Origin of the sequence: Paraburkholderia sp. J76, from assembly GCF_905220295.1 — a bacterium.
GTDB lineage: Bacteria > Pseudomonadota > Gammaproteobacteria > Burkholderiales > Burkholderiaceae > Paraburkholderia.
This window is the reverse complement of record NZ_CAJMZJ010000003.1, coordinates 426,809-451,775: the sequence shown is the minus strand read 5'-3', so window position 1 is coordinate 451,775 and position 24,967 is coordinate 426,809. Positions and strand designations below refer to the sequence as shown.

Genomic DNA, 24,967 nt, shown 5'->3' with positions numbered 1-24,967 from the left:
TCACGCTAGTTGTTGCCCTTGCCCGGAAATCTGGTCACGCGCCTTCGAGCGCGCGCCGCTGCGCGATGAAATGCGCGATGAGTTCGGCGCTGCGCTTGGGCGTGCGAACCTGCGTGTCGTAATCGACGTGCACGACGCCGAAGCGCCGCTCATAGCCGAACGCCCATTCGAAGTTGTCGAGCAGCGACCAGACGAAATAGCCGCGCACGTCCACGCCCGCCTTGATCGCGGCGTCCACGGCGGCCAGGTGGCGCTTGAGGAACGAGATGCGCTGCGTGTCGTTCACTTCGCCGTCGCTCACGCGGTCGTCCGAAGCCATGCCGTTCTCGGTGATATAGATGGGCGGCAGGTTCTCATAGTCGCGCTCAAAGCCGATCAGCAGGTCGCGCAGACCGTCGGGGTGAACTTCCCAACCCATCTGCGTGCGCTCCACGTCCTTCAGCGGCACTTCGACGAAACCGTGTGCACCGTCGCTCTTCACGTTGGTACGGAAGTAGTAGTTGATGCCGAGGAAATCGAGCGGCGCCGCAATCGTCTTCATGTCGCCTTCGAGCACGAGCGGCTCGGTGCCCGGCCACAGTTCGAACAGCTCCTCCGGATAGGCGCCCTTGAGCAGCGGATCGAGAATCCATGCGTTGTGCTGCACTTCGAAGCGGCGCGCGGCGCGCACGTCTTCCGGCGACGACGAATCGGGCGTACCGCGCCCCACGTTCGCGACGATCCCCTTGGTCGAGCCCGGATCGTTCGCACGCAGCACGCCGGTCGCGAGGCCATGGCCGAGCAGCAGATGATGCATGGCCTGGGTGGGATAGCGGGCGTTCGCGAGGCCCGGCGCATGATGCCCGCTGCCGTAGCCGAGGTACGCCGAGCACCACGGCTCGTTGAGCGTCATCCATGAGTCGACGAGGCCGGACAATTCGCGGCTCATGAGGTCCGCGTAGTCGGCGAAGCGGTAGGCGGTGTCGCGGTTGAGCCAGCCGCCGCGATCTTCGAGATGCTGCGGCAAGTCCCAGTGGTAGAGCGTGGCGAAGGTGCGCACGCCCTTCTGCTTCAGGCGCTCCAGCAACCGCTTGTAGAACGCGATGCCCTTGGCATTGGGCCTCCCCGCTTCGTCCATTACGCGCGGCCATGCAATCGAAAAACGATAAGCCTCGAAATTCAGGCTTTCGAGCAGATCGAGGTCGGCCTCCCAGCGGTGATAGTGGTCGCAGGCCACGGCGCCCGTGTCGCCGGCGAGCACCTTGCCGGGCGTGGCGCTGAAGGTGTCCCAGATCGACGGCAGGCGGCCGTCCTCGTGGATGGCGCCTTCGATCTGATACGCAGCCGTGGCCGCGCCAAGAAGGAAGTCGCTGCGCCACAGCGCGGAACCGGCGGGCGGAGTGAAGGGATCGTCGGCAACTGCGGCGGCGGAATCTGGCAATGCGGTGTCCTGATTCACGAAAACTCCTGCGCGGGAATCACCGGCCTATGCGTGCTGGGTAGCCGGATCGGGTTGGAGTGGAAGCGCTTCCACAGCGCTTGATCCGCACAATAGCAGTGGCTAAATCCAACGGGCAATCAGGGTTTGTCTCGACATTTTTATGTAGCTGCTTCACCTGTTTTTTAAACTACAGAGGCTTTTCGTTTGTAGCATGGCTACACGAACGTCAAGCATCGGAGCGCGATTCCAGGTCGGGACGCACCGCCGCGAGTGCTTCGTGCAGGGTCCCGAAGATGTTCGCACGCCCCACGACGGCCGTGATGCCATGCCGATCCATGTCCGAAAGCAGGTAGCGGTTCACGCGTCCGAAAATCACCTTGATGCCGCGCTCCGCGAGTTCCGAACAAAGTTCGATCACAGCGCGCCCGGCTGAATAATCGAGGTCGGTAATCGCCCCCGCATCCACGACTACGCAGTGCACGGGCGACGGCGACCGGTCGACCAGCATGCGCAGCTCGTCGACGAACATATGGTCGTTCGCGTAGAACAGGTCCGCGCCGAAGCGGTACACGATGAGCCCAGGCGCCGTGAGCTGGCCCGCTTGCGCGGGTTCCGGCAGCCAGTGCCCCTCCTCGTTCGGCACGAGCACCATGGTGTGCGGCCGGTAGCTATGGCGCACATGGCGCAACAACGAGAGCCCGATGGCGATGAGGATGCCGTTCTCCACGCCGATCACGACAACGGCGAGCGCCGTCGTCACCGCAAGCCGGAATTCGCCGGGACTCTCGCGGCGAATATCGATCAACTGGCGAATGTTCACGAGTCCCACGGCGATCGTGAAGACAATCGCGGCCAGCACGCAATGCGGCAGATATTGCAGCAGGCGGCTGAAAAACAGCAGCACCACGAGCACGACGCCGGCAAACACGAGTTGCGCGAACTGGCTGCGCGCGCCGGCCTGATCGGCCATGGCGGTCTGCGTGAGGCTGCCGTTCACGACGAATGCGCCGCTCAGCGAAGCCGCCGCGTTGGCCGCCGCGAGGCCGAGCAGATTGGCGTCCTCGTCGGTGCGCTCGCCGTAGCGCTCGGCAAATGCGCGGCTCGTGGCGGCGCTTTGCGCAACGATGATGACAAAGCACGACGCCGCCACCTGCAGCAGATCGATCATCTGGAACCAGCCCACGGCGGGAAAACTCACGCGCGGCAAGCCGCCCTCCACGGGCCCGATCACCGAAATGCCGTGGCCCGCGAAGTCAAGCGCGGCGCTCGCCGCGATGCTGCCCGCCACGGCGATGAGCGGCACGGGCCAGCGCGGCCGGAACTTCTTGAAGACCAGAATCGCCGCCACGACCACCACGGCAATGGCGAGCGTCGTCCAGTGAATCGCGCCCAACTGCGTGACGATCTGCTTGATCTGCAGGACTGTGCGGCGCGAGCTGACCGCAATGCCGAGCATGTCGCCAAGCATCGCCACGCCCACCTGGATGCCGACGCCCGTGAGAAAACCCGCGAGCACGGTGCGTGACAGAAAGTCCGCGAGAAAGCCGAGGCGAAACACGCGTGCGATCAACAACATCACGGCCGTGAGCAAGGCGGTCATGCCCGCGAGCGCAACATATTCGGCGCTCGACGGCGCCGCCATGGTCGTGAGCCGGCTCGCGAAAATGGTGGCGGTGGCGGAATCGGCGGCAACCACGAGGTGACGCGATGCGCCAAAAAGCGCGAACGCAATGAGCGGCAGAAAGCCCGTATAAAGACCGGTTACGGCAGGCATGCCCGCGATGCGCGCGTAACCCAGCAATTGCGGCACGTTCATCGATGCAAGCTGCACGCCGGCGATCGCGTCGCGCAGCGCAGAGATGCGAGAAAGCGGCCGCACGCCGCGAAAGAGTTCAAACGCCATTACGCCTTCCTTTCGAAATCCGCCTCTACGTGCGGTGTTTTTTATGCAGCGGGTTCACTGGCGCAGTATGTTAGCGCGCGCGGACGTTCCGGTACGCGCCCGATTGCAACGTCGTTGCGCGCGCATCAAAGAAAGAGGCCAGCCCGCAGGCTGGCCTCATGATCGATACGCCCAGTCCCATGACGCAGCGAGATGGCTATACCCGAATCGGCGGCGGCATATAACGGCATTCGTAGCGTTTTCGGACCGTGCCGTTTTCATCCACGCTTTCGAGGAACACGTCGAATTGCCAGAGGCGCGCCATGTGGCGCAGCACTTCGTCGGTATCGCCCGAAAGATGGCGGTTGTCGCTCATGAAGTGACGCAGCGTGAGGCTGCGATCGCCGCGCGTGTTCACGGACCACACCTGGATATTCGGCTCGCGGTGATGCATGTCGTACTGACGCGAGAGCGCCTGGCGCACGTATTGATAGCCGCTTTCGTCGTGGATGGCCGAAACTTCGAGCGCGTCGCGCATGTCGTCGTCGAGCACCGAGAAAAGCCGCATCTCGCGGATCAGATGCGGCGACAAATACTGCGCCACGAAGCTCTCGTCCTTGAAGTTGCGCATGGCGTAGTGCAGCGCCTTGAGCCACGGACTGCCGGCCAGTTCGGGGAACCACTTGCGATCCTCTTCCGTGGGGTTCTCGCAGATGCGGCGAATGTCGCTCATCATCGAAAACCCGAGCGCATACGGATTGATGCCGCTGTAATACGGCTTCGTCACCGGCGGCTGATAGATCACGTTGCTGTGCGAATGCAGGAACTCCATCATGAAGCCGTCTTCGAGCTTGCCCTGCGCATACAGCGTGTTGAGCAGCGTGTAATGCCAGAACGTGGCCCAGCCTTCGTTCATGACCTGGGTTTGCCGCTGCGGATAAAAATATTGCCCGATCTTGCGCACGATGCGAATGACTTCGCGCTCCCACGGTTCGAGCAGCGGCGAGTTCTTTTCGGCGAAGTACAGCAGGTTTTCCTGCGGCTCCGGCGGAAAGCGCTCGTCGATTTCCTCGGCAACCGGCATTTGCTGCTTGGGCAGCGTGCGCCACAGTTCATTTACCTGGGACTGCAGATAAGCCTCGCGTTCCCTGCGCAGCGCCGCTTCGCGTTCGAGCGAAAGCTTTTGGGGCCGTTTATAGCGGTCCACGCCGTAGTTCATGAGCGCGTGGCACGAGTCGAGCAATTCTTCCACGCGGTCCAGACCGAACCGCTCCTCGCATTCGGCGATGTAATTCTTCGCATACACGAGGTAGTCGACGATGGCGTGCGCATCCGTCCACAACCGGAACAGATAGTTTCCCTTGAAAAACGAGTTGTGCCCGTACGCGGCGTGCGCGATCACGAGCGCCTGCATCGTCATGGTGTTCTCTTCCATGAGATACGCGATGCAGGGGTTGGAGTTGATGACGATCTCGTATGCGAGGCCCATCTGGCCGCGGCGATAGCTCTTTTCGGTGGAGAGAAAATGCTTGCCGAACGACCAGTGGCGATAGTTCACCGGCATGCCGACGGACGCGTAGGCGTCCATCATCTGCTCGGCGCTGATCAATTCGAGCTGGATCGGGTACACGTCCAGTTCGTATTGCGCTGCAACATGCGAGATATGTGTGTCGTACTCCTCGATGAGTTCGAAGGTCCAGTCGGAGGGGCACGGCAACGGCCGTTTGTCGGCTACGTTCATTTGCACTTCCCTTTGCTGGGCGAGCCCATGCTCCTTGTGGCGAGCAGCCCCCGCGGCGGGCTCGGGCGCTGCGGCGTCGTCGCGATGACCGGGCTTGCGCTCCTCATCGTGTTCGCCATGATGCCCTTTTTCGTGGCCGCTCGTCTTCTGGCGCTCCGGCTGATAGCCGCGCGCCTCGTTGTGCAGGTGGCGTGTCGTCATGAGTGCTCCACCTGCTTTTCAAAAAGCTCCCGGAACACCGGATAGATATCCGCCGCGGTGTCGACTTTTTTCATCGCCAGATGCGGCTCCGTGAGTGCGAGTTGCGCGTATTCAAGCCAGAGGTTCTGCTCCTCCGGCGTGACTTGAATATACGCAAAATAGCGCACCTGAGTCAGGATGTCATCCGCGAGAATCTTGCGGCACTTGGGCGAATCGTCAGTCCAGTTGTCGCCGTCCGAAGCCTGTGCGCCGTAGATATTCCAGTCGCTCGGCGAATAACGGTCCTCGATCACTTTTTTCATTAGCTCCAGCGCGCTCGACACGACGGTGCCGCCGCTTTCGGTGGAATGAAAGAAGGTGTCCTCGTCCACTTCCTCGGCGCGCGTGTGGTGGCGAATGAACACCACTTCGATCTTTTCGTAATTGCGCTTGAGGAACAGGTACAGGAGGATGAAGAAGCGCTTGGACAAATCCTTGCGCTGCTCGTCCATTGAACCCGAGACATCCATGAGGCAGAACATCACCGCCTGGCTCGACGGCTGCGGCTGCTTCACACGGTTCACGTAACGCAGGTCGAACGGGTCGATGAACGGAATGCGCCAGATGCGCCCGCGCAGATGATGAATCTGCTCTTCGAGCAACGCGATCTCCTGGCGCCGGTCGGCCGGGTCGGCCTTGAGCCCTTCGAGTTGCTCTTCGAGTTCGTGCAGCTCGTTGACGAGCGGTGCGCCGAGCGCGATGCGACGGCCCAGCGCGCTGCGCAGCGAACGTACGACGTCGATGTTGTTCGGCGTGCCTTCGGCGGCCCAGCCCGCGCGGATGCTTTTCCACGTGGGCACGGCCATGAGGTGGGTTTTGACGAGGCGCGGCAGTTCGAGGTCGTCGAAGAAGTACTGCATGAATTCTTCGCGCGAGAGTTCGAATACGAAGTCATCCTGACCTTCGCCCTCGTTGCTCGCCTGGCTGCCGCCACCGCCTCCGCCGCCCTGCGGACGCGGAATGCGGTCGCCGCGAATGTAGTCCTCGTTGCCGGGGTGAACCATTTCGCGCTTGCCGCCCGGGCCGTGCCGGAACGACGGCTCCGCAATGTCCTTGCGCGGAATGGTGATGCTCTGGTTGCTTTGTATGTCCTTGATGCTGCGGTCACGCACCGCTTCCGAAACGGCGTGACGAATATAGTTTTTCACACGGCGCAAAAAGCGCTCGCGATTGGCAATGCTTTTGTTCTTTCCGGCCAGCCTGCGGTCGATGATTTGATGAAGCACATCCAGTCTCCCGCTCCAGTTGCAAATGGGCGAGGTGCGCAGTGTTCATTGCCGCGTCTGCCATCGTGCGTGCCGCGTTCACCCGCTCATGGCCACGCCGCCTGCGCCCCGCCGGGGGTCCGCTTGCGCCGCCGCAACACTGCGACGGCGCGCCCGGACAGTAAAGCCTCTTCGTTCACGACGACTTGCGCACCCGCAGATACCAGTCGCAGAGCAACCGGACCTGCTTCGGCGTATAGCCCTTCGCCACCATGCGGTTGACGAAGTCTTCGTGCTTGCGCTGCTCTTCCGCCGATCCTTTCGCATTGAACGAGATGACCGGCAAAAGTTCTTCCGTGTTCGAAAACATTTTCTTTTCGATCACCACGCGCAGCTTCTCGTAGCTGATCCACGCCGGGTTCTTGCCGGCATTGGCCGCACGCGCGCGCAGCACGAAATTCACGATCTCGTTGCGGAAGTCCTTAGGATTGCTGATGCCAGCGGGCTTTTCGATCTTCTCCAGTTCCGCGTTCAACGCCGCGCGGTCGAAGCTCTCGCCCGTGTCGTGATCGCGGAACTCCTGGTCCTGAATCCAGAAGTCGGCGTACGTGACATAGCGGTCGAAGATGTTCTGCCCGTACTCGGAATACGACTCGAGGTAAGCAGTCTGAATCTCCTTGCCGATAAATTCCGCGTAACGCGAAGCCAGCACGTCCTTCACGAACGACAGGTACTTCTGCTCGGTCTCCGGCGGGAATTGCTCGCGCTCGATCTGCTGTTCGAGCACGTACATGAGGTGCACCGGATTCGCGGCCACTTCGGTCGAATCGAAATTGAACACGCGCGACAGAATCTTGAACGCGAAACGCGTGGAGACTCCGTTCATCCCTTCGTCGACGCCCGCAAAGTCGCGGTACTCCTGATACGACTTCGCTTTTGGATCGGTATCCTTGAGGTTTTCGCCGTCGTACACCTGCATCTTCGAGAAAAGACTGGAGTTTTCAGGCTCCTGCAAGCGCGTGAGCACCGACATCTGCGCCATCATCTTGAGCGTGCCCGGCGCGCATACGGCTTCGGCCAGCGACGAATTGCGCAACAGCTTCTCGTAGATCTTCATCTCTTCCGAGTAGCGCAGGCAATAGGGCACCTTCACCACGAAGATACGGTCGAGCAGTGCCTCGTTGTTGCGATTGTTGCGGAACGCCTTCCACTCCGATTCGTTCGAGTGCGCGAGGATGATGCCGTTGAACGGTATCGCCCCGAATCCTTCGGTGCCCTTGAAGTTGCCTTCCTGGGTCGCCGTGAGCAGCGGGTGCAGCACCTTGATCGGCGCCTTGAACATTTCGACGAATTCGAGCAAGCCCTGATTCGCGAGACACAGGCCGCCGGAGTAGCTGTACGCGTCTGCGTCGTCCTGCGCATATTGCTCGAGCTTGCGAATGTCCACCTTGCCGACGAGCGATGAGATGTCCTGATTGTTCTCGTCGCCCGGTTCGGTCTTCGCAATGCCGATCTGGCGCAGGATGGAGGGGAAGCGGCGCACCACGCGGAACTTGCGGATGTCGCCGTTGTATTCGTGCAGGCGTTTCACGGCCCACGGGCTCAGAATGCTGCGCAGGTAACGGCGCGGAATGCCGTATTGCTCTTCGAGGATCGGACCGTCTTCGTCGTAGTCGAAAAGCCCGAGCGGAGATTCGTTCACGGGCGAGCCCTTGATCGAATAGAACGGCACGCGCTCCATGAGCTGCTTCAGACGCTCGGCGATGGAGGACTTGCCGCCGCCCACCGGACCGAGCAGATAGAGAATCTGCTTCTTTTCTTCGAGTCCTTGCGCCGCATGGCGGAAGTACGCGACGACCTGCTCGATCACGTCTTCCATGCCATAGAACTCGCGGAATGCGGGATACACCTTGATGACCTTATTCGCAAAGATGCGCGACAGGCGCGGATCGTTGCGGGTGTCGATCTGTTCGGGTTCGCCGATTGCCGTCAGCATGCGTTCGCCAGCGGTGGCATACGCATTGGGATCTTCTTTGCAGAGCGCGAGATACTCCTCAAGCGAGAACTCTTCCTCTCGCGTTTTTTCGAAGCGGGTCGCGAAGCTGCTGTAGATATCCATGCTACCTCCTCGCCAAGATCTGGACCGATGTCGTGCGCGGCGCGCTATTCGGAAACGACATCGCTCAAATTCATCCTAAACCCTTTTGAAATTTTTCGCATCGTTAAATCGCGCCGGATGTGGGCTCAAAAGCTAAGCATTATTGAGCGCTTGGAGCGCACCGGACAACGACTTACAATGATCTTCCCTCGTGGTGCAAATTTCAGACCGGGTCGCGCTCCCTCTCATATCGTGTGCCCAAACTTCCGGGCCGCGCCATCGCCGCAATCCAGCGCTTCTTTCTCAAACGCATCAGCGCGGGGCCGGTGCACATTCACTTGTTACGATGTGTTTGCGAGCCCACATGGCGCTCGCATTGCGTCACCGCCACGCATTTGTTGTGAGCACGCGTCACTGCGATTTTTTCCTGTTTTACGCGTCGATTTCGCCACTGTCGGTGACTTGCCGCGCATTCCTGTGCGTATGCGATCCGGCATCAACAGGCCCCATCGTCAGGCCCATCGTCAGGCCCTTCTGCCAGTAGTGGTTTTCCCGCTGCGTTGGGACGACGCGCACGCGCGCGATGAAAATGACACGCGTGACAGGTTGCCAGGTTTACACCGATACGCCCTGCCATGCGCACAAAAAAATAAAGCCGCCGTGCGATGCGCGCGGCGGCCCTTCGGTAGACCCTGTGCGACACGTGCGATTGTTACAGCGCGCGCATCGTGTCGAACTAGACGAATTCGACTTCGACCTCCCCCAACCCGTCGATGTGACCGTGCAGGAGGCCCGGTGTATCGATACGGTGCGCGCCGACATAGGTGCCGGTCGTGATGGTCCATTCGGGTTCGATCGTGATGCCCATCGCCGCGCAATGATTGACGAACCAGACGAGCAGTTCGCGCGGGTCGCCGGCGGGGTTGCCGGGGGCTTCCGGCACGAGCGAGGCGCCGTCGAACGTCAGTTCCAGTTCGGGGGCGACGAAATCGAGCACGCGGGCAAGCGCGGCGTACGGTAGCGCATGGCCGGTCACGAGCGCGCCATTGTTCTGCGCATCGGCGAGTTGGGCGAGCGGCGCGATGTTGGGCCACTGCGCGAAACGGCTATCGACGATCTCGATGGCCGGCAGTACCTGGCCGACGTGCGCAAGCACTTCGTCGCGCGCATACGCTTCGGCGCGCGGGACGATCGGCTCCGAAAAACGAAACGCGATCTCCAGCTCCACCAGCACGCGAAAGAAGTGGCGGCGCTCGAAGCGCGCCGGCGAGGCATGCACGAGCGGCGCGGGAATCGGCGCACCGGAGGCGGGGCCGCCCGGCGCGCGCGCGCCCACCTTCCAGCCGCCCGTGGTCGTCTCGAGCCCCGCGAGCACCGCCTGCTGGATCGCGTAGGCCGTGGCCGCGTCCGGCGGCACGCTCTCGGGCTCCAGGGTTTCGATCAGATGATGATGCCGGCGCGCATTCACGAGGCGTTGCGCGAGATCGTCATGCGTCATGTCTGTTTCCTTGTTTGTGCTGTCGTGCGGCGCCGGCGCTCGATGCCGGCGCAATTCGTTCTGGCTGTACTGGCTGTTCTGGCGGGCAGCGTGTGCCCTCCCTGCCTGCCTGCGGCGCCACCCCGTGCGGTCCGCGCGTGGCGTATGGGCGCGCCGCCGAAGCGTCCGGCGCAACGCCATGCCACTCGCGAGCGCCGCCGGGCGCCGAAGTGTAGCGCGGCGACCGGGCCGCGCGGATGACACGGCTGACAATGTACCGTAACGGCGGCCGCGCGGCGCATGGGCGGGCCACACATCGGGGTCGAAGGGCGTAAAAAGCCGGCGTAAAAAAGCCGCTGCAAGGCAGCGGCTGGCTCTCGATAGCGGAAAGGTCACCCGCGATTGATATGGCCGGCTTTGGAAGTTCAGAAGGTTTCCCAGTCGCCGTTCGAACCCGCGCCCGCTGCCACCGCGCCCAACGGTGCGCTCGATGCTGCCGCCGACCGCGCGGCCGGTTGGGCCGATGCGCTACGCGGCGCGCGCTTGGCCGCAGGAGCCGGGCGCGCGACCGAACGCGGCACGGAAGCCGCCCGCACCGGCTGCACCTGCGCTGGCGCGGCCGCCGCGTCGTCGAGGCTGAACACCGCGACGGCCTCGCGCAGGCGTCCCGCCTGATCCTCCAGGGACTGCGCCGCGGCCGCCGCCTCCTCGACGAGCGCCGCGTTCTGCTGGGTCACCTCGTCCATTTGCGTGACCGCGCGCGCCACCTGGTCGATGCCGCCCGACTGCTCCTGGGAAGCGGCTGCGATCTCGCCCATGATGTCGGTCACGCGCTGCACGGCGGCGATGATTTCGGTCATCGTGCGCCCCGCCTCGTCGACGAGCGCCGACCCGGCCTGCACGCGCTCGACCGAAGTATCGATAAGCCCCTTGATTTCCTTGGCCGCCGCCGACGAGCGTTGCGCGAGGCTGCGCACCTCGCCCGCCACCACGGCGAAGCCGCGCCCCTCTTCGCCCGCGCGCGCCGCTTCGACGGCCGCGTTGAGCGCGAGGATATTGGTTTGGAACGCAATGCCCTCGATGATCGTGATGATGTCGGCGATCCTGGCGGAACTGTCGTTGATGTCGCCCATCGTACCGACCACCTGATTGACGACCGAACTGCCCTTGCTGGCGATTTCCGAGGCGTTGGCGGCGAGCGCGCTGGCCTGGCGGGCGTTGTCGGCGTTCTGTTTCACGGTGCCGGTGAGCTGTTCCATGCTCGACGCGGTCTCCTGGAGCGCCGAAGCCTGCTCTTCAGTGCGCGACGAAAGGTCGAGGTTGCCGGCCGCGATCTCGCGCGTGGCCGTGGCGATCGATTCGGTGCCGGAGCGCACCGAGCGCACCGTTTCGGTGAGGCTGCGCTGCATCTGCGCGACGCCGCCGAGCAGTTCTCCCATTTCGTCGTTACGCCGCACGACCACGGGCCGGCGCAGATCGCCCGCGGCGATCGCATGAAAAGCGCCGAGCGCCTCGCCGAGCGGCTCCGCAATGGCGCGGCGCAGCGAGAAGAACGAATACGCCGCTGCCCCAATACCGATCAGCAGCGCGGCGATGCACGCGATGCGCAGTTGCGAGAACGCGGCCTGCGCATCGTCGAAACCCTGCTGCGCTTGCGCCATCTGGAACTTGTCGAGCACGGCGTCGGCCTTCGACAGGCCGTCGTAAGCCTCCTTGAGCGCCTTGGCGCCCGCCACGACCTTCGCCTGGTCGCCCGACTGGATTGTCGTCATGAACTGGTCCGCGATCTGATGCAGGGCGTCGCGCCGCGCCGAGACGTCTTGAGCGAGGCGCGCCTCCTCGCTGCCGCGCGGCAACGCCATGTACTTCTTCCAGAAGTCGTCCGATACGCCGCGCAGCATATGCGCGCGATCGACGGTCGCGGCGGCGTCCGCCGTGCCCTGTTCGAAGGCGGCCCGGTCGAGCGCGAGACGCTCGCGCGCCGCGTAGATTTCAGCGAGATTGACCGCGTGCGAACTGGGCATCTGGTCGGTGAAGGTCTCTCGATACGCGTCGTTCGAACGGGTGAGACCCAGCAATCCGACTGCGCTGATCGCAACGATCAACATCGCCAGAAAGCCCATTGTGATACCAATGCGCGCCTTGATACTGATGCCCTTGCCCATGTCTCCCCCAACGCTTGTAGTGTCGTCGGGCCCGATGCCCGACATAGAGTTGCCGCTCTAACAGGCGTTTACGGCACGGACTTTCACGGTCTTGAAATGTGTATATGGTATGAAGTATTAGAGAAATACACTCATGCGCGGAACGCATGGGCGGGCGGGTTGCCGGATGTCGCAGCAACGGCTTCCAGGCCGGCTCAATCTGCGAGTTCGGCGCGCGTCGGGATGGAAGGTTGCGCGCCCGCGCGCGTCACGGAAACCGACGCCGCGCGCAGCGCGAAAGCGATGGCTTCGAGCGCAGCCGCACCCGCGGCCAGGCGCGCGGCCAGCGCGCCGATGAAGGTGTCGCCGGCGGCGGTCGTGTCCACGGCGTTCACGCGCGGCGCGCCAAGATGAACGGGCGCGGCACCGTCGAGCAGCGCACATACGCCCTGCGCACCGAGCGTGACCAGCACGTTGCGCGCGGCCGCCTCGCGCAGCGCCAGCGCCGCGCGCGCCGCCTCTTCGGGCGTGCTCGCAGGCAAGCCGGACAGCGTCGCGGCCTCCAGTTCGTTCGGCACAAGGTAGTCGATGAAGGGAAGCCACGGCGCGGGCAGCGGCCCGGTGGCGGGCGCCGGATTGAGGATGGTGATCTTGCCGAGCCGCCGCGCGGTGGAGAGCGCGGCCAGCACGGCGTCCGGCGGCGTTTCGAGCTGGCAGACCACGACGTCGGCCTGCGCGAGCGCGGCCTCGTGGCGCGCGATCGTCTGCGGCGTGACTTCGCCGTTGCTGCCGGCCACGATGACGATGGCGTTCTGGCTCGCATCATCGACGATGATGAGCGCCACGCCGGTCGGCGCGCCCGGCGACGTTTCGAGCGCGGCGCAGTCGATGCCTTCCGCCATTAATCCCGCGCGCAGTACTTCGCCGTTGCTGTCGGCGCCCACGCGGCCGACCATCGCCACCTGCGCGCCCAGGCGCGCCGCGGCCACCGCCTGGTTGCCGCCCTTGCCCCCGGCCACCTGGGCGAACGCACTCCCCGCAAGCGTCTCGCCGGGCGCCGGCAGGCGCGGCGCACGCGCGACAAGATCCATATTCAGGCTGCCGACCACGGCCACGCGAGCGCGTGCGCCGGTCGTCCTTGCTGCGTCACTCGTCACGATGCCTCCTCGGGTGGCTTGCGCGCGGGATGCGGCCTTCCTGCCCCTTGCCTCAGGCCGCAAGCGGCGCGTATTCTTCCGCGCCCACCCACGGCCCGGTCGATTCGCGGGCGAAGAGCGTGGGCGGCATCACGCGGCGCCGCGACGTGGCGCCTTCCTCGCGCGCGCTCGCAATGCGCTCGATCAGCGTGAGCGCGGCCATGTCGCCGAGCGCGCGCGCCGGCTGGCCCACGGTCGAGAGCGCGGGCCACGTGAAGTTGCCAAGCTCGATATCGTCGAAGCCGATGATCGAACAGTCGCCCGGCACGCGCAACCCGCGCTCGGCGGCCGCGCGCAACGCGCCGATGCCCATCATGTCGTTGCCGGCGAAGATCGCGGTGGGCCGCACGCTGTCGAACAGTTGCGCCGCCGCGCGGTAGCCGCCCGCGCCGGAAAAATCGCTTTCGACGATCGCACCCGGCGCGATCTCGACGCCCCGCTCGGACATGGCGCGCAGGAAGCCGTGCATGCGCATCGCGCTCACCGCGGTCGTGACGGGGCCGGTAATGCAGCCAATACGCGAGTGCCCGAGTTCGAGCAAATGCCGCGTGGCCAGCCACGCGCCGCGCTCGTGGTCGATCTGTACCAGATCGGCGTCGAGCCCCTCGATGTTGCGGTCGATGACGACGATCGGCTCGCGCGCGTCGGCGAGCGTCGAGGCCAGCACCGCGTCGTCGCCGGCCGAAGCGACGATGAGGCCGTCGATGCGCTTTTCCTGCAGCACGCGCAGATAGCTGCGCTGCTTGGCCGGATCGTCGTCCGAGTTGCAGAAGAACACGCAGTAGCCCTTGCGCGCGCAGGCGTCCTCGACGCCGCGCGCAAGCTCCGCGAAATACGGGTTCGTGCCGTTCGGCACGAGCAGGCCCACGGTTGCCGTCGCGCGCGCCTTGAGCGAGCGCGCCACCGCCGACGGCACGTAGTTCAGGTCGCGGATCGCGCGCTCGACCTTGGCCCTCACGTCCGCCGACACCGGACGCGAATTGTTCACCACATGCGACACCGTGGTGAAAGACACCCCCGCCACGGCGGCCACATCCTTGATCGTCGCCATATGTATGTTGCTCCTGCTTTTTTGCTGCCCTGTTGCTGCCGGCTTTGCGCGCGCCCGTTGCAGGCTGGTCTGGCGTCGCTTCCCCGGTCATTTCCGCCGGCCCGCGCTGCATTGCGGACCGCGCCCTCGAAAAGTTGTTATGTCCTGCTGTTTCGACTGCTTCGCCTGCTGCGATACGTATCGAGCACGACCGCCACGACGATCACCGCGCCGGTGATGATGCGCTTGGTCGGCTCGTTCGCGCCGATCTGCGCGAGTCCCGCTGCCAGCACCGAAATGATCAGCACACCGAAGAACGTGCTGATGACCGAGCCGCGGCCACCCATCAGACTCGTGCCGCCGATCACCACGGCCGCGATCACCTGCAGTTCCAGCCCCACGCCTGCATTCGGATCGGCGGCTTCGAGGCGCGAGATCTGAAAGAGCGCCGCGAGCCCCGAAAGCGCGCCCATCAGCGCGAATACGATCACCTTGTACGGCCGCGGATCGACCCCCGCCAACCGCACCGCCTCCTCGTTGGTACCGATACCAATCAGATAGCGTCCGAATACCGTGCGCGTGAGCGTGAGCTGCGCGATCACCATTACCGCCACCGCGATCAGGAACGCCGGCGAAATGCCGAAGGCGATCGGGTTCGAGAGGAAGTCGAACGCGTCGCCGATATACGCGGTGCGCGAATTCGTCATCTGGTACGCCAGCCCGCGCGCCGCTTCGAGCACGCCGAGCGAAACGATGAACGACGGGATGCGCCAGCCCACCGTCACCGCGCCCGTGAGCGTGCCCGTGGCGGCCGCGGCGACGAGACCGAGCAGCGCCGCGGGCAACGCGCCCCAGCCCCACTTGAGCGACGCCACGCTCACCACCGACGCGCCGAGCGCGAGCACCGAGCCCACCGAAAGATCGATGCCCGCGATGATCAGCACGAAGGTCATGCCCACGGCCATCACGACGAGATCAGGAATCTGGTTGGCGATCGTGCTGAAGGTATCGTACGTGAGGAAGTGCGAACTCAGCAGCGAGAACAGCACGATCATCGCGATCAGCGCGAGCGCGAGGCCCAGGTAGTTCGAAAAGCCAAAGCGCGTTCCCGCGGGCTTTGCGCTCGCCTGCCCGGCGGGCGGCGCCGAACCGGGCGCCGAATCCCGCACGGCGGCCTGCGCGATTTTGGCCGAACTGGTTCGCCCACCGGTTTCGTCGCCTTGAGGCGACGGTTGCCCGCGCAACGGGTCGTTCGTCATGAAGCGTTCCCTCGTGGGTCGTCGTTTCGTTCCTGCGCCGTTCGCGTCGCGACGTGTCCCGGCGCGTCGTCCATCCCGGGCAGATCGGCGGCGTCGGCGACGAGCGCATCCTCGGCGCGCAGTCCCGCGAACGCGGCGGCCAGCAGCTTGTCCTGACTCCATTCGTCGCGACCATAAACGGCCGTCATCTTTCCCGCCGACATCACGCCGATGCGGTCGCAGATCAACATCAGCTCGCGCAGGTCGCTCGACACCACCACGAGCGCCCGGCCTTCGCGCGCGAGCGCGCCCATCAGCGCATAGATGTCGAATTTCGCGCCCACGTCGATGCCGCGCGTGGGCTCGTCGAACAGCACGACGCGCATCGGCTGCGTGATGTCGCGCGCGAGCCAGCGGCCGATCACGACCTTCTGCTGGTTGCCGCCCGAAAGGTCGCCCACCGTTTGCGCGGGCCCCGACGTGCGGATGCGCAGCGCGTCGATCTGCGTGCGCGCCAGCGTGTTCTCGCGCGCGGCGTCCACGAGGCCGTAGCGCGACACCGCGCCCACGTTGCCGAGCGTCACGTTCGCGGCGAGCGGCTGGGGCAACAGCAGCCCTTCGCCCTTGCGGTCCTCGGTGATGAGCGCGATGCCAAGCCGTACCGCGTCGGCGGGCGAAGCGATCTGCACCGGCTGCGGCGCCGCGCCCGGCGTGGGCGCGAGCGCCACGGTGCCGCGCTCCATGCGGTCGGCGCCGTAGATGAGCCGCATCAGTTCCGTTCTACCCGCGCCGATCAGCCCCGACACGCCAAAAATCTCGCCTGCTCGCACGTCGAACGACACGTCGCGCACGGCCTTCGCACGCGTGAGCCCTTCCACCTTCAAAAGCGGCGCGCCGATGCGCCGCTGCCCCAGATCGATGCGCTCGCCAAGCTCGCGCCCCACCATCAGCGCGACGATGCGCTCGGGCGTGAGGTTCGCCATGGCGTCCACGCGCACCAGCTTGCCGTCGCGCAGCACCGCGACGCGCTGCGCCACGCGCTCGAGTTCCTCGAGCCGGTGCGAGATGTACACGAGCGCCACGCCGCGCGCCTTCAGCCGCGCGATCTGCTCGAACAGCAGTTCGACCTCGCGCGCCGTGAGCATGGCCGTGGGCTCGTCGAGGATCAGCACGCGCATGTCGCTGCGGCCTGTTGCGTCGGCACGCGCGTCGCCGTCGGCGCTGCCGATCAGGTTGCGCGCGATCTCCACGAGTTGCTGATGCCCGATGCCAAGCTCCCCCACGGGCGTGTCGGGATCGATCGCATCGAGCCCGACCTGCGCCATCGCGGCGCGCGCGTTCGCGCGCAGGCGCTTGCGATCGATCCAGCCGAACCGCAGCGGCCCCGACTGCGGCAGGCGGTTCAGAAAGAGATTCTCCGCCACCGTGAGCGTGGGCAGCAGGTTCAGCTCCTGCATGACCATGCGCACGCCGAGCGCCTCGGCTTCGCGGCGGCTCGCCGGAGCGTAGGGGCGGCCCATCAGCGTCATGCTGCCCGCGCTCGGCGCGGCGAGGCCGCTCACGATCTTCGAGAGCGTGCTCTTGCCCGCGCCGTTTTCCCCCGTGAGCGCAAGCACTTCGCCGGCGTGCAGCGCGAGGCTGACGTCGGCGAGCACCGGCTGCTCGTAGGTCTTCCCGACGCCCGTCACCGTAAGCACGGCGGGCGCAGGTGACGCTACGTCGGGGACATTTGCATCCATCACGATCCTGTAGTCGCGAGCCGCGCCGCCGGGTTCGACCGGCGAGGAGCGTGGCCCGGATACCGCGGGTCCGCGCCGCCGCGGCGCGCTCCGGCAGGGCGGCGTCGGACGGCGCGCCGGGCCGCGATTCGCCGCCCGGCAAAAGATGGCCGCCCATGCGGCCATCCCGGTACAAATAACGGCGGCGCGGCGGAATTCTTGAGCGTTTATTGAATTAGGGCCTGTGATTAGCGTGAACAGGCCCTAAGTGAACCAATACCGCCGCGAGCGTCGTGCCGTTACTTCGTGACGAGCACCACGGGCGTTTCGACGATGCCCGACAGCTCCGACTGCTTCTTGTGCTCCTTGAGCGCCTTCAGGGCGGTGTCGATGCCGAATACCGCCTGCTTCGCCGCGTACTGGTCGGCGGTGGCGAGCACGCGGCCGTCCTTGAGCATCGGCTTGATGGCGCCGATGTTGTCGTAGCCGACCACGTACACCTTGCCCTGCTTGCCCGCCGCACGCACGGCCGAGACGGCGCCAATCGCCATGTTGTCGTTGCCGCACAGGAGCGCCTTGATGTCGGGGTACTCGTTGAGCATGGCGGCGGCCACGGCGTTGCCCTTGTCGATCTCCCATTCGCCCGACTGCGTCGAGACGATTTTCGCGCCCACGGCGTCCATCGCGTCCTTGAAGCCCGCGGTGCGCTGCTGGGCGTTGGTCGTCGTGGACACGCCCTCGACAATGCCCACCTGATCGCCCGACTTCAGGCGTTTGGCGAGATAGTCGCCGACGAGCCGGGCGCCCTTGCGGTTGTCCGGGCCGACGAACGGCACGTTCAGGTCCTTGGACTTGAGCACGTCGGCGTCGAGCTTGTTGTCGATGTTCACGACGATGATGCCCGCATCCACGGCCTTCTTCACGACCGGAACGAGCGCCTTGGAGTCGGCGGGCGCGAGCACGATGGCGTCGACCTTCGAGACGATCATCTGCTCGACGATCTGGATTTGCGCGGCGGTGTCGGTCTCGTTCTTGATGCCGTTGGTGATGAGATCGAACTGGTCGGCGTTGTGCTTCTGATAGTCCTTCGCGCCGGTCTCCATGGTGAGGAAGAACTCGTTGGCGAGCGACTTCATGACGAGCGCGACTTTCGGCTTGTGAGGCGCCTGTGCGCGAGCCGCGAGCGGCAAGGCGCCGGTCACGGCCGTCGTGGCGAGCGCGCTGGCGGCGAGAAGGATGCGGCGGCGAATGCGGGAGTTCATTTCGGGAAGTCTCCGGTTTGTCGGGCCCGGCTGGGCCCTGCTTTCTGTTTATGCGCAAACGTTTTCTGCCGGGCCATTCTCGGCGCAGGCGCTTGATGGTGTCAACTTTGTTGACAAATCCGGGGTGTGATGCGGCAGCGCAGCAACCCGACGCTCGACCGGGCGCGCGCCTCAGAGCCAGTTGATTCGACGAAAGAGGAAAAAGAGGAAGAGGTCGAGCACGAGCATGGCGGCGAGGCAAATCTGGTAGCCGAACTTGAAATGCAGCTCGGGAATATGCTCGAAGTTCATGCCGTAGATACCGGCGATCATCGTCGGCACGGCGAAAAGCGCGGCGAACGAACCGAGCCGCTTGGTCACCTCGTTCTCGGCGAGCGAGATCATGCCGAGGTTCACCTGGATGGCCGTGACGATCATTTCGCGGCGCGCGTCGATCATGGTGGACACGCGCTGCAGGTGATCGTAGACATCGCGGTAATAGGCCTGCATGCCCACGCAGATCTGCGGAATGCGGCCGCCCACGAGTTTGCCCACGGGATCGACGAGCGGCGTGACGTGATGCGCGATGATCACGAGGCGGCGCTTGAGCGAATAGAGATCCTCGATGATCGCCCGCGAGCCCGCGAGATCGTGCTTGTCGAAGATGCGGTCCTCCAGCTCCTCGATTTCGCCGGAGAGCGTTTCGAGCACGGGCGCGTAGCGGTCGACCACGCTGTCCATCAGCGCGTAAAGCACGAAGCCGGAGCCTTCGCGCAGCAATTCGGGCTCGCGCTCGCAGCGCGCGCGCACGTCGCTGAAGCCCTGCTGCGCGCGGTGGCGCACTGAAAGCACGAAATTGGGGCCGGCGAAGACGTTCACCTGACCCGTGATGACTTCGCCGTCGTCGTCGAGTTCAAGCGTGTGCAGCACGCAAAAGAGCGTGTCGCCGTATTCCTCGATTTTCGGCCGCTGGTTGCCATTCATGACGTCTTCGATGGCGAGCGCATGGAGGCCGAATTCCTCCTTCATCGCCGCCATTTCACCGGCGTCGGGGTCCTTGAGCGCGACCCAGACGAAACACTCGGGCTTCGCCAGATAATCGCTGATCGCCTCGACGGAGACGTCGGCCAGTTTCTTGCCGCCTTGATACGCGACGCAGTTGATTAGCATGTTCCTTTTCTTCCGGGCGGCGGGTCGCGCCCGCGCCGCTTCGAGTTGCAACGGATGCCAAGTTTAAGGGGTTCCGCCGCCCTGCGACGCCTGGACGGGATTTCCGAACGGCTCGCGCCTGCCTGGCAGGGCCGGCGAGGACCGAACGCGCGCCTGACCGCACTGCCCGTGCCTGCTGCGCCTGCGTATACGACCTACTGCGCGGCTCGGCCCTACTGCGCGACGCGGCGAATGCCGATGCGGTCATTCTTGTCGAATGTGACGCTCGCGCGGTTGGTGTAGCGCGGGTCCACGAGGAAACGCAGCTCGATTACAGGATCGAACTGCGTGCTCACGGCGATGCGATGTACGCCGGGTTTGAGGTAGAACGTGACGTGCTCGCCGTCCATGAGGTCGGTGACGCGCTCGCCGTCGACGTAGACGGGCGCGTCGCGAAACTTGACGATGACGTTGCGGGCGCGCTCGCGGCGCACGTCCACGGCCACGAGACCCTCGCCGGGCTCCGTGTAGCCGGGCTTCAGGATGCGCTCGGCCGGCACGGGCCTGAATGGCATGGGCGGCGGGTGGTCCTCGGCGCAGCCGCCCAGCGCGAGTGCGGTGGCCACCGCTACCGCGGCGGCGATACCCGCCATCGGCCTGCGTGATGGTGCGAACAGTGTTGCAAGCAGCGTTGCAAGCGGCATGGGCGTTTTCCCCTTCTTGTCTCTGCCGTACCCGACCTGACTTCTGGTTCGCGCCCATCATATACGCGGCGCGCGGCAGGTCGATCATCGTTGTTATATGCTTCGGGGAATGCGCGGCAGCGCGCGCAGCCATCGCAAACCGGCACAAGGGGGAGGCAGCGGCCATGTGGTACTTCTCGTGGATCCTCGGCATCGGCGTGGCGCTCGGCTTTGGCATCATCAACGTGATGTGGCTCGACGCCAACGGCAAATTCCTGAACGGCCACGGCCCCGAACAGGCCGGCCCGGACAACGCCCCCCCGGCTGACGGTGATATCCACCGCGGCGACACGCGCCGCCCGTGACAAGACTGGTGTTTTTCTGCGGCCACGCCGGTGCGGGCAAGACTTCGCTCGCCAAACGGCTGTTCGCCCCGCTCGCCCGCAAGACGGGCGAACCGTTCTGCCTGCTGGACAAGGACACGCTCTACGGCGGCTATAGCGCGGCCGCGATGGACGCGCTCACGCACGATCCGTACGATCGCGACAGCCCGCTCTTCCTCCAGCATTTGCGCGACCCCGAATACCGTGGGCTCATCGACACCGCCCGCGAAAATCTCGAGCTTGGCGTGAGCGCGCTCGTGATCGGGCCGCTGTCGCGCGAAGTGCGCGAGCGCAAGCTGTTCGACCGCGCGTGGCTTGGCGTCGGCCAGGAGGTCGGGCTCACCGTGGTGTGGGTGCATACGAGCGAGGAAACGGCGCACGCGCGCATCGTCGCGCGCGCCCATCCCATCGACGCCTACAAGCTCGCTCACTGGGACGAATACCGGCAGCGGCGCTTCATGCCGTCGGGCGCGCAGCTCGACGGCGTTCTGCGCTTCGACAACACCGCGCCCGCCACCGCCGACTACGACGCGCTGCTACAGCGCATCGTGTCGGCAGCTTCATCGGCCTGAAACTCAGGACGCTTCAGGCCGCCACTTCAGGCCGCCACCTTCGCGCGGCTGTCGAGCGTCGCGCCTTCGTACACCTGGCCAAAGCGGTTGGCAAGGAACTGCTCCAGCGACACCTGCTCCTGGCGCACGAACCCGGCTTGCGGCAGGCGCTTTTCGCGGAACAGGTCGAGCACCGCGCACATCGCGCCGGCCGTGGTGATCTGGATCGCGCTCATGGGCACGCCGCACACCGTCTTCGCGAAAATCTTGCGCGTGAACACTTCCTGCACGAGCTTGCCGTCGCGCATGCCGGTAACGGTCATGAAGATCAGCACGACATCCTGCTCCGTGGCGGGCACCGAGCGGCGCATGATGGACTTGAGCGTGTCGCGATCGCTCGCAAGGCGCAGGTCTTCGAGCAGAAACTGCATGAGCGTGCGATGGCCGGGGTAACGCACCGACTTGTAGTCGAGCGACTCGACCTTGCCGGAGAGCGTCTCGCAAAGCGTGCCCAGACCGCCCGAGGTATTGAAGGCCTCGTACTCCACGCCGTCGAGCGAAAAATGCTCCAGGCCTTCGAGCGGCTGCACCCACTGCGTGCGGCCTTCGCGAATCGCTTCGCACGGCTGGCAATACTCGTTGATGAGACCGTCCACGCTCCACGTGAGGTTGTACTTGAGCGCGTTGGTGGGGAATTGCGGCAGCGCGCCCACGCGCATCTTGACGTCGCGGATCTCGGTAAAGCGGCTCGCGAGCGCATGCGCGGCAATGCCGATGAAGCCCGGCGCGAGACCGCACTGCGGCATGAAAACATGATCGGCGCCTTCGGCCAGCGCGCGGATCGCGTGGGTCGCGCGCACGTCCTCGGTCAGATCGAAATAATGGACGCCCGCGCCCTTCGCCGCCGAGGCGACGTTCACCGCCAGGTAATACGGCAGCGCGTTGATGAGCACGTCGTAGCCTTCGAGCGCGCCGCGCAGCGCGGCAGCGTCGCCGGAATCGACACGCATGGTGGGAATGCCCTGCGCCGCGAGCGGTTCGAGCGCCTTCGCGTCGCGGTCGAAGGCGGCCACTTCGTAGTCGCCGCTCTCGCGCAGCATGTGGGCAATGGTGTGGCCGATCAGGCCGGCGCCTGCAATCGCAACTTTCATGGGTCATCTCCTTTGGTTTTCTATGCTTGGGGATGGGCAGCGCCCGCTCAAACACAGTCTAGGGAGACGCAAAAACGGTTCATAGACGCAAAACGATGCGATTCGACCGTTGTTTTCGTCATTGTGACGACACATTTCGTCAGAATGACGAAAACGGTCCGTTTCGACGGAGAATGCCCCCCCGTCAGCCCGTCACGGAACCGCGATCGACCTTGCGCGCGAGCACGATCGAAGTGGTCGTGCGCTCGACGCCCGGCATGCCGCCGATCTGGTCGAGCAGGTCGTTGAGACGGTCGGGCGAAGCGGCGCGCAGCCACGCCACGTAGTCGTACTCGCCGCTCACGGCGCACAGCAACTGCACTTCGGGCATCTTGCCGAGACGCTTTTGCACGTCGGGACCATGACGCGGCGCGATGATGAGCCCGACCCACGCCTGCAGGCTCGCGTCGAGCACATCCTGGCCGAGACGCACGCCGTAGCCCGCGATGACCTGCGTGCGCTCCAGGCGCTCGATGCGCGCCAGCACGGTCGTGCGCGCGACGCCCAGGCGCCGGGCGAGATTCGCGACGCTTTCGCGTGCGTTTTCCTGCAGCAGCGCGACCAGGCTGCGGTCGAGGTCGTCGAGTTGATCGAGGCGCGGAGGTCTCATCGGGCGGCGGTCTCTTTGAGAAGTCTGAACGGCGTCATTATCGCGCGCGGCCGGCGCGCCGGGCGGCCGCCACGATGCGTGCGCCATGCGCGACAGGTATTTCGACGCGTTTCGTTTGTAAGCAAGTGTCGCAGCCGGGGCGGCGCGAAGCGAGAACGTGGTACTAATAACGGCTGCCGCCATTCTGGCCGTGCTACCCGCTACGAAATGATTCAAGGAGTCACAATGAAGAAAGCTTTCGTCATCCTTGCCGCCTCGCTCTCGATGAGCGGCGCATTCGCGCAAGGCGCCGCTCCGGCCACCGCGGCCTCGGCCGCATCGAGCGCCGACGTGCGCGCCGCGCAGCATCAGCAGCGTGTCGAAGAGCGCATCACGTGGCTGCATACGCAGCTCAAGATCACGCCCGAGCAAGAGCCGCAGTGGAAGGCGTTCGCCGACGTCATGCGCGACAACGGCCAGACCATGGCCGACCTCTACAAGCAGCGCGTGGAAGGCGAAAGCACCCGCAACGCGCTCGACGACATGAAGCAGTACGCGCAAATCTCGCAGGCGCACGCCGAAGACATGCAAAAGCTCGTCGCGGCATTCGAGCCGCTCTACACGAGCCTCTCGCCCGAACAGAAGAAGCTCGCCGACCAGACCTTCCGTCACGGCAGCGAGCACGGCCAGCCGGGCAAGCCGATGAGAAAGCACAAGGGTAAGGCGAAGCCGTCCGCAGGCGCGGCGGCAAGCGACGCCGAAGCGGCCAGCACGCCCGCCGCGCAGTAAGCGGCAGTCAGGGCATCCCGCGTTGGGGCCGCGCTCTCATGGGTGCGCGGCGCCCCGATCCAGGGTACCCTTGCGGACCACGCGACGGTCGGGCAATTTCGCCCGGCCGTCGTTTCTTTGGAACCCGATTTTTTTGTAAAGCAGGTCCGCTGCTGCCGCCATGATTGAACTGACCCAACTCGACCTGCGTGTCGACCCTGCCGCACAGCGCGTCGTCAAGGACGAAACCGTGAGCGTCGAGTTTGCCGCGCTCGCCGGTGAACTGATGAGCCTCGAAGGCCCGAACCGCTATGCGGCGGGCGACGCGATCATCACCGGTTCGACCGGCGATCGCTGGGTCGTGTCGCGCGACCGGTTCGATGCGAAGTACCTTCCGGCCAGCGACGCCCTCGCCCACGGCGAGCCCGGTGCGTATCGCAATCGACAGGTCGTGGTGCTCGCGAAGCGCATGGACGAACCGTTCACGCTCGTGCGTTCGGCGGGCGGCGACCGGCTGGGCGGCGTGGCCGGCGACTGGGTCATGCAGTACGCGCCGGGCGACTATGGCGTCGTGCAGGCCACGCGCTTCGCCAAGGTCTACACGCTCCTCGACTGAGCTTCACGCAAACGCTTTACGCAAATTCCTCGTCCAGCGCGATCGTCACCTCGCGCGGCACCTCTTCGCCCTTCGCGTGCTGTTCCTCGAGCGATTCGATCGTCGCCTCCACGTAGGCGCGCAGCACGGCGAAGCTGCGAGCGCGCATGCGCGGCGGCAACGCGCGATAGCGTGCGAGCGCAGCCGGCGCGATTGCGACCGTAAGCGCCATGCGGCGCGCCTTCGAGCCGAAGCGCATCGCCACCCAGTGCACGACCAGTTGCGGCGTGCCGCTCTCGTCCGGCTCTTCGGCGAAGCGCGTCTGCTCGGGAAAGATGTCGGCGATCACGCGGGCGAGCGCGTCGAAATCGGGGCTCGCGCATTCAAACAGATAGGCTTCCATTGACGCCACAAAAAAGAAGTGAGACG

General features: G+C 65.0%; 21 protein-coding genes. 4 read left to right on the top strand and 17 right to left on the bottom strand.

Annotated elements, in window-relative coordinates; genetic code table 11:
- Positions 1 to 34 precede the first annotated feature (34 nt).
- From U5768_RS08590 to U5768_RS08525, 14 genes are all read right to left on the bottom strand, one after another.
- Positions 35 to 1,438 (bottom strand): GH1 family beta-glucosidase, encoded by a 1,404-nt coding sequence (locus tag U5768_RS08590; protein WP_322029939.1) that lies wholly within the window; start codon positions 1,436 to 1,438, stop codon positions 35 to 37.
- Between the two features lie 208 nt (positions 1,439 to 1,646).
- Positions 1,647 to 3,323 carry a SulP family inorganic anion transporter gene (locus tag U5768_RS08585; protein ID WP_322029938.1) on the bottom strand — a complete coding sequence of 559 codons (1,677 nt, stop codon included), beginning with the start codon at positions 3,321 to 3,323 and terminating at the stop codon, positions 1,647 to 1,649.
- 196 nt (positions 3,324 to 3,519) lie between these two features.
- The gene (locus U5768_RS08580; protein WP_322029937.1) at positions 3,520 to 5,244 is read right to left on the bottom strand and encodes a SpoVR family protein; all 1,725 of its coding nucleotides are present in this window, start codon (positions 5,242 to 5,244) and stop codon (positions 3,520 to 3,522) included.
- Positions 5,241 to 6,509, bottom strand: coding sequence for a YeaH/YhbH family protein (locus U5768_RS08575; RefSeq protein ID WP_322029936.1), 1,269 nt, complete (start codon positions 6,507 to 6,509; stop codon positions 5,241 to 5,243). Before U5768_RS08575 ends, U5768_RS08580 begins: the two co-directional genes overlap by 4 nt.
- Before the next feature lie 175 nt (positions 6,510 to 6,684).
- A complete protein-coding gene (locus U5768_RS08570) occupies positions 6,685 to 8,607 on the bottom strand; it encodes a PrkA family serine protein kinase (protein WP_069265701.1) in 1,923 nt (640 codons plus the stop codon).
- A gap of 715 nt (positions 8,608 to 9,322) precedes the next feature.
- Complete coding sequence (locus U5768_RS08565) at positions 9,323 to 10,084, bottom strand: hydratase (protein ID WP_322029935.1); 762 nt, start codon at positions 10,082 to 10,084, stop codon at positions 9,323 to 9,325.
- A 404-nt stretch (positions 10,085 to 10,488) separates the two neighbouring features.
- Positions 10,489 to 12,228 carry a methyl-accepting chemotaxis protein gene (locus tag U5768_RS08560; RefSeq protein ID WP_322030071.1) on the bottom strand — a complete coding sequence of 580 codons (1,740 nt, stop codon included), beginning with the start codon at positions 12,226 to 12,228 and terminating at the stop codon, positions 10,489 to 10,491.
- Positions 12,229 to 12,422: 194 nt separating this feature from the next.
- A complete protein-coding gene (gene rbsK / locus U5768_RS08555) occupies positions 12,423 to 13,364 on the bottom strand; it encodes a ribokinase (protein WP_322029934.1) in 942 nt (313 codons plus the stop codon).
- 52 nt (positions 13,365 to 13,416) lie between these two features.
- Entirely contained in the window at positions 13,417 to 14,454 is a 1,038-nt protein-coding gene (locus tag U5768_RS08550; RefSeq protein WP_322029933.1) for a LacI family DNA-binding transcriptional regulator, read from the bottom strand.
- A gap of 137 nt (positions 14,455 to 14,591) precedes the next feature.
- Positions 14,592 to 15,692 (bottom strand): ABC transporter permease, encoded by a 1,101-nt coding sequence (locus tag U5768_RS08545; protein WP_322029932.1) that lies wholly within the window; start codon positions 15,690 to 15,692, stop codon positions 14,592 to 14,594.
- Complete coding sequence (locus U5768_RS08540; protein ID WP_322029931.1) at positions 15,689 to 17,410, bottom strand: sugar ABC transporter ATP-binding protein; 1,722 nt, start codon at positions 17,408 to 17,410, stop codon at positions 15,689 to 15,691. Before U5768_RS08540 ends, U5768_RS08545 begins: the two co-directional genes overlap by 4 nt.
- A gap of 278 nt (positions 17,411 to 17,688) precedes the next feature.
- On the bottom strand, positions 17,689 to 18,651 hold the full coding sequence (locus U5768_RS08535) for a sugar ABC transporter substrate-binding protein (RefSeq protein WP_322029930.1): 963 nt from the start codon (positions 18,649 to 18,651) through the stop codon (positions 17,689 to 17,691).
- A gap of 171 nt (positions 18,652 to 18,822) precedes the next feature.
- Positions 18,823 to 19,800, bottom strand: a complete 978-nt coding sequence (gene corA / locus U5768_RS08530) for a magnesium/cobalt transporter CorA (RefSeq protein ID WP_322029929.1) — start codon at positions 19,798 to 19,800, stop codon at positions 18,823 to 18,825.
- A gap of 212 nt (positions 19,801 to 20,012) precedes the next feature.
- Positions 20,013 to 20,483, bottom strand: coding sequence for a hypothetical protein (locus U5768_RS08525; RefSeq protein ID WP_322029928.1), 471 nt, complete (start codon positions 20,481 to 20,483; stop codon positions 20,013 to 20,015).
- Between the two features lie 164 nt (positions 20,484 to 20,647).
- Here U5768_RS08525 and cydX point away from each other — a divergent pair, with 164 nt between their 5' ends.
- On the top strand, positions 20,648 to 20,827 hold the full coding sequence (cydX, locus tag U5768_RS08520) for a cytochrome bd-I oxidase subunit CydX (protein ID WP_322029927.1): 180 nt from the start codon (positions 20,648 to 20,650) through the stop codon (positions 20,825 to 20,827).
- Positions 20,824 to 21,417, top strand: coding sequence for an ATP-binding protein (locus U5768_RS08515; protein WP_322029926.1), 594 nt, complete (start codon positions 20,824 to 20,826; stop codon positions 21,415 to 21,417). The genes cydX and U5768_RS08515 overlap by 4 nt, the downstream gene beginning before the upstream one ends.
- A 26-nt stretch (positions 21,418 to 21,443) precedes the next feature.
- Here U5768_RS08515 and U5768_RS08510 read toward each other — a convergent pair whose 3' ends face one another.
- Both U5768_RS08510 and U5768_RS08505 read right to left on the bottom strand, forming a co-directional pair.
- Entirely contained in the window at positions 21,444 to 22,547 is a 1,104-nt protein-coding gene (locus U5768_RS08510; protein ID WP_322029925.1) for a saccharopine dehydrogenase family protein, read from the bottom strand.
- Between the two features lie 184 nt (positions 22,548 to 22,731).
- Positions 22,732 to 23,196 (bottom strand): Lrp/AsnC family transcriptional regulator, encoded by a 465-nt coding sequence (locus tag U5768_RS08505; protein WP_322029924.1) that lies wholly within the window; start codon positions 23,194 to 23,196, stop codon positions 22,732 to 22,734.
- A gap of 225 nt (positions 23,197 to 23,421) precedes the next feature.
- Between U5768_RS08505 and U5768_RS08500 the strand changes: the two genes are divergently transcribed.
- Together U5768_RS08500 and U5768_RS08495 are read left to right on the top strand one after the other, a co-directional pair.
- Entirely contained in the window at positions 23,422 to 23,964 is a 543-nt protein-coding gene (locus U5768_RS08500) for a Spy/CpxP family protein refolding chaperone (RefSeq protein WP_322029923.1), read from the top strand.
- Between the two features lie 160 nt (positions 23,965 to 24,124).
- Positions 24,125 to 24,559: a PGDYG domain-containing protein gene (locus U5768_RS08495; protein WP_322029922.1), complete on the top strand. Its 435-nt coding sequence runs from the start codon at positions 24,125 to 24,127 to the stop codon at positions 24,557 to 24,559.
- Positions 24,560 to 24,575: 16 nt separating this feature from the next.
- Here U5768_RS08495 and U5768_RS08490 read toward each other — a convergent pair whose 3' ends face one another.
- On the bottom strand, positions 24,576 to 24,941 hold the full coding sequence (locus U5768_RS08490) for a DUF3022 domain-containing protein (RefSeq protein WP_322029921.1): 366 nt from the start codon (positions 24,939 to 24,941) through the stop codon (positions 24,576 to 24,578).
- Positions 24,942 to 24,967: the final 26 nt, after the last annotated feature.

Coding starts and splice junctions, on each gene's coding strand:
- U5768_RS08535 (WP_322029930.1), bottom strand. CDS start 18,651: ATGAACTCCCGCATTCGCCGCCGCATCCTTCTCGCCGCCAGCGCGCTC.
- U5768_RS08570 (WP_069265701.1), bottom strand. CDS start 8,607: ATGGATATCTACAGCAGCTTCGCGACCCGCTTCGAAAAAACGCGAGAG.
- U5768_RS08550 (WP_322029933.1), bottom strand. CDS start 14,454: ATGGCGACGATCAAGGATGTGGCCGCCGTGGCGGGGGTGTCTTTCACC.
- corA (WP_322029929.1), bottom strand. CDS start 19,800: ATGCTAATCAACTGCGTCGCGTATCAAGGCGGCAAGAAACTGGCCGAC.
- U5768_RS08495 (WP_322029922.1), top strand. CDS start 24,125: ATGATTGAACTGACCCAACTCGACCTGCGTGTCGACCCTGCCGCACAG.
- U5768_RS08505 (WP_322029924.1), bottom strand. CDS start 23,196: ATGAGACCTCCGCGCCTCGATCAACTCGACGACCTCGACCGCAGCCTG.
- U5768_RS08565 (WP_322029935.1), bottom strand. CDS start 10,084: ATGACGCATGACGATCTCGCGCAACGCCTCGTGAATGCGCGCCGGCAT.
- cydX (WP_322029927.1), top strand. CDS start 20,648: ATGTGGTACTTCTCGTGGATCCTCGGCATCGGCGTGGCGCTCGGCTTT.
- U5768_RS08525 (WP_322029928.1), bottom strand. CDS start 20,483: ATGCCGCTTGCAACGCTGCTTGCAACACTGTTCGCACCATCACGCAGG.
- U5768_RS08500 (WP_322029923.1), top strand. CDS start 23,422: ATGAAGAAAGCTTTCGTCATCCTTGCCGCCTCGCTCTCGATGAGCGGC.
- U5768_RS08490 (WP_322029921.1), bottom strand. CDS start 24,941: ATGGAAGCCTATCTGTTTGAATGCGCGAGCCCCGATTTCGACGCGCTC.
- U5768_RS08580 (WP_322029937.1), bottom strand. CDS start 5,244: ATGACGACACGCCACCTGCACAACGAGGCGCGCGGCTATCAGCCGGAG.
- U5768_RS08585 (WP_322029938.1), bottom strand. CDS start 3,323: ATGGCGTTTGAACTCTTTCGCGGCGTGCGGCCGCTTTCTCGCATCTCT.
- U5768_RS08560 (WP_322030071.1), bottom strand. CDS start 12,228: ATGGGCAAGGGCATCAGTATCAAGGCGCGCATTGGTATCACAATGGGC.
- U5768_RS08545 (WP_322029932.1), bottom strand. CDS start 15,692: ATGACGAACGACCCGTTGCGCGGGCAACCGTCGCCTCAAGGCGACGAA.
- U5768_RS08510 (WP_322029925.1), bottom strand. CDS start 22,547: ATGAAAGTTGCGATTGCAGGCGCCGGCCTGATCGGCCACACCATTGCC.
- U5768_RS08540 (WP_322029931.1), bottom strand. CDS start 17,410: ATGGATGCAAATGTCCCCGACGTAGCGTCACCTGCGCCCGCCGTGCTT.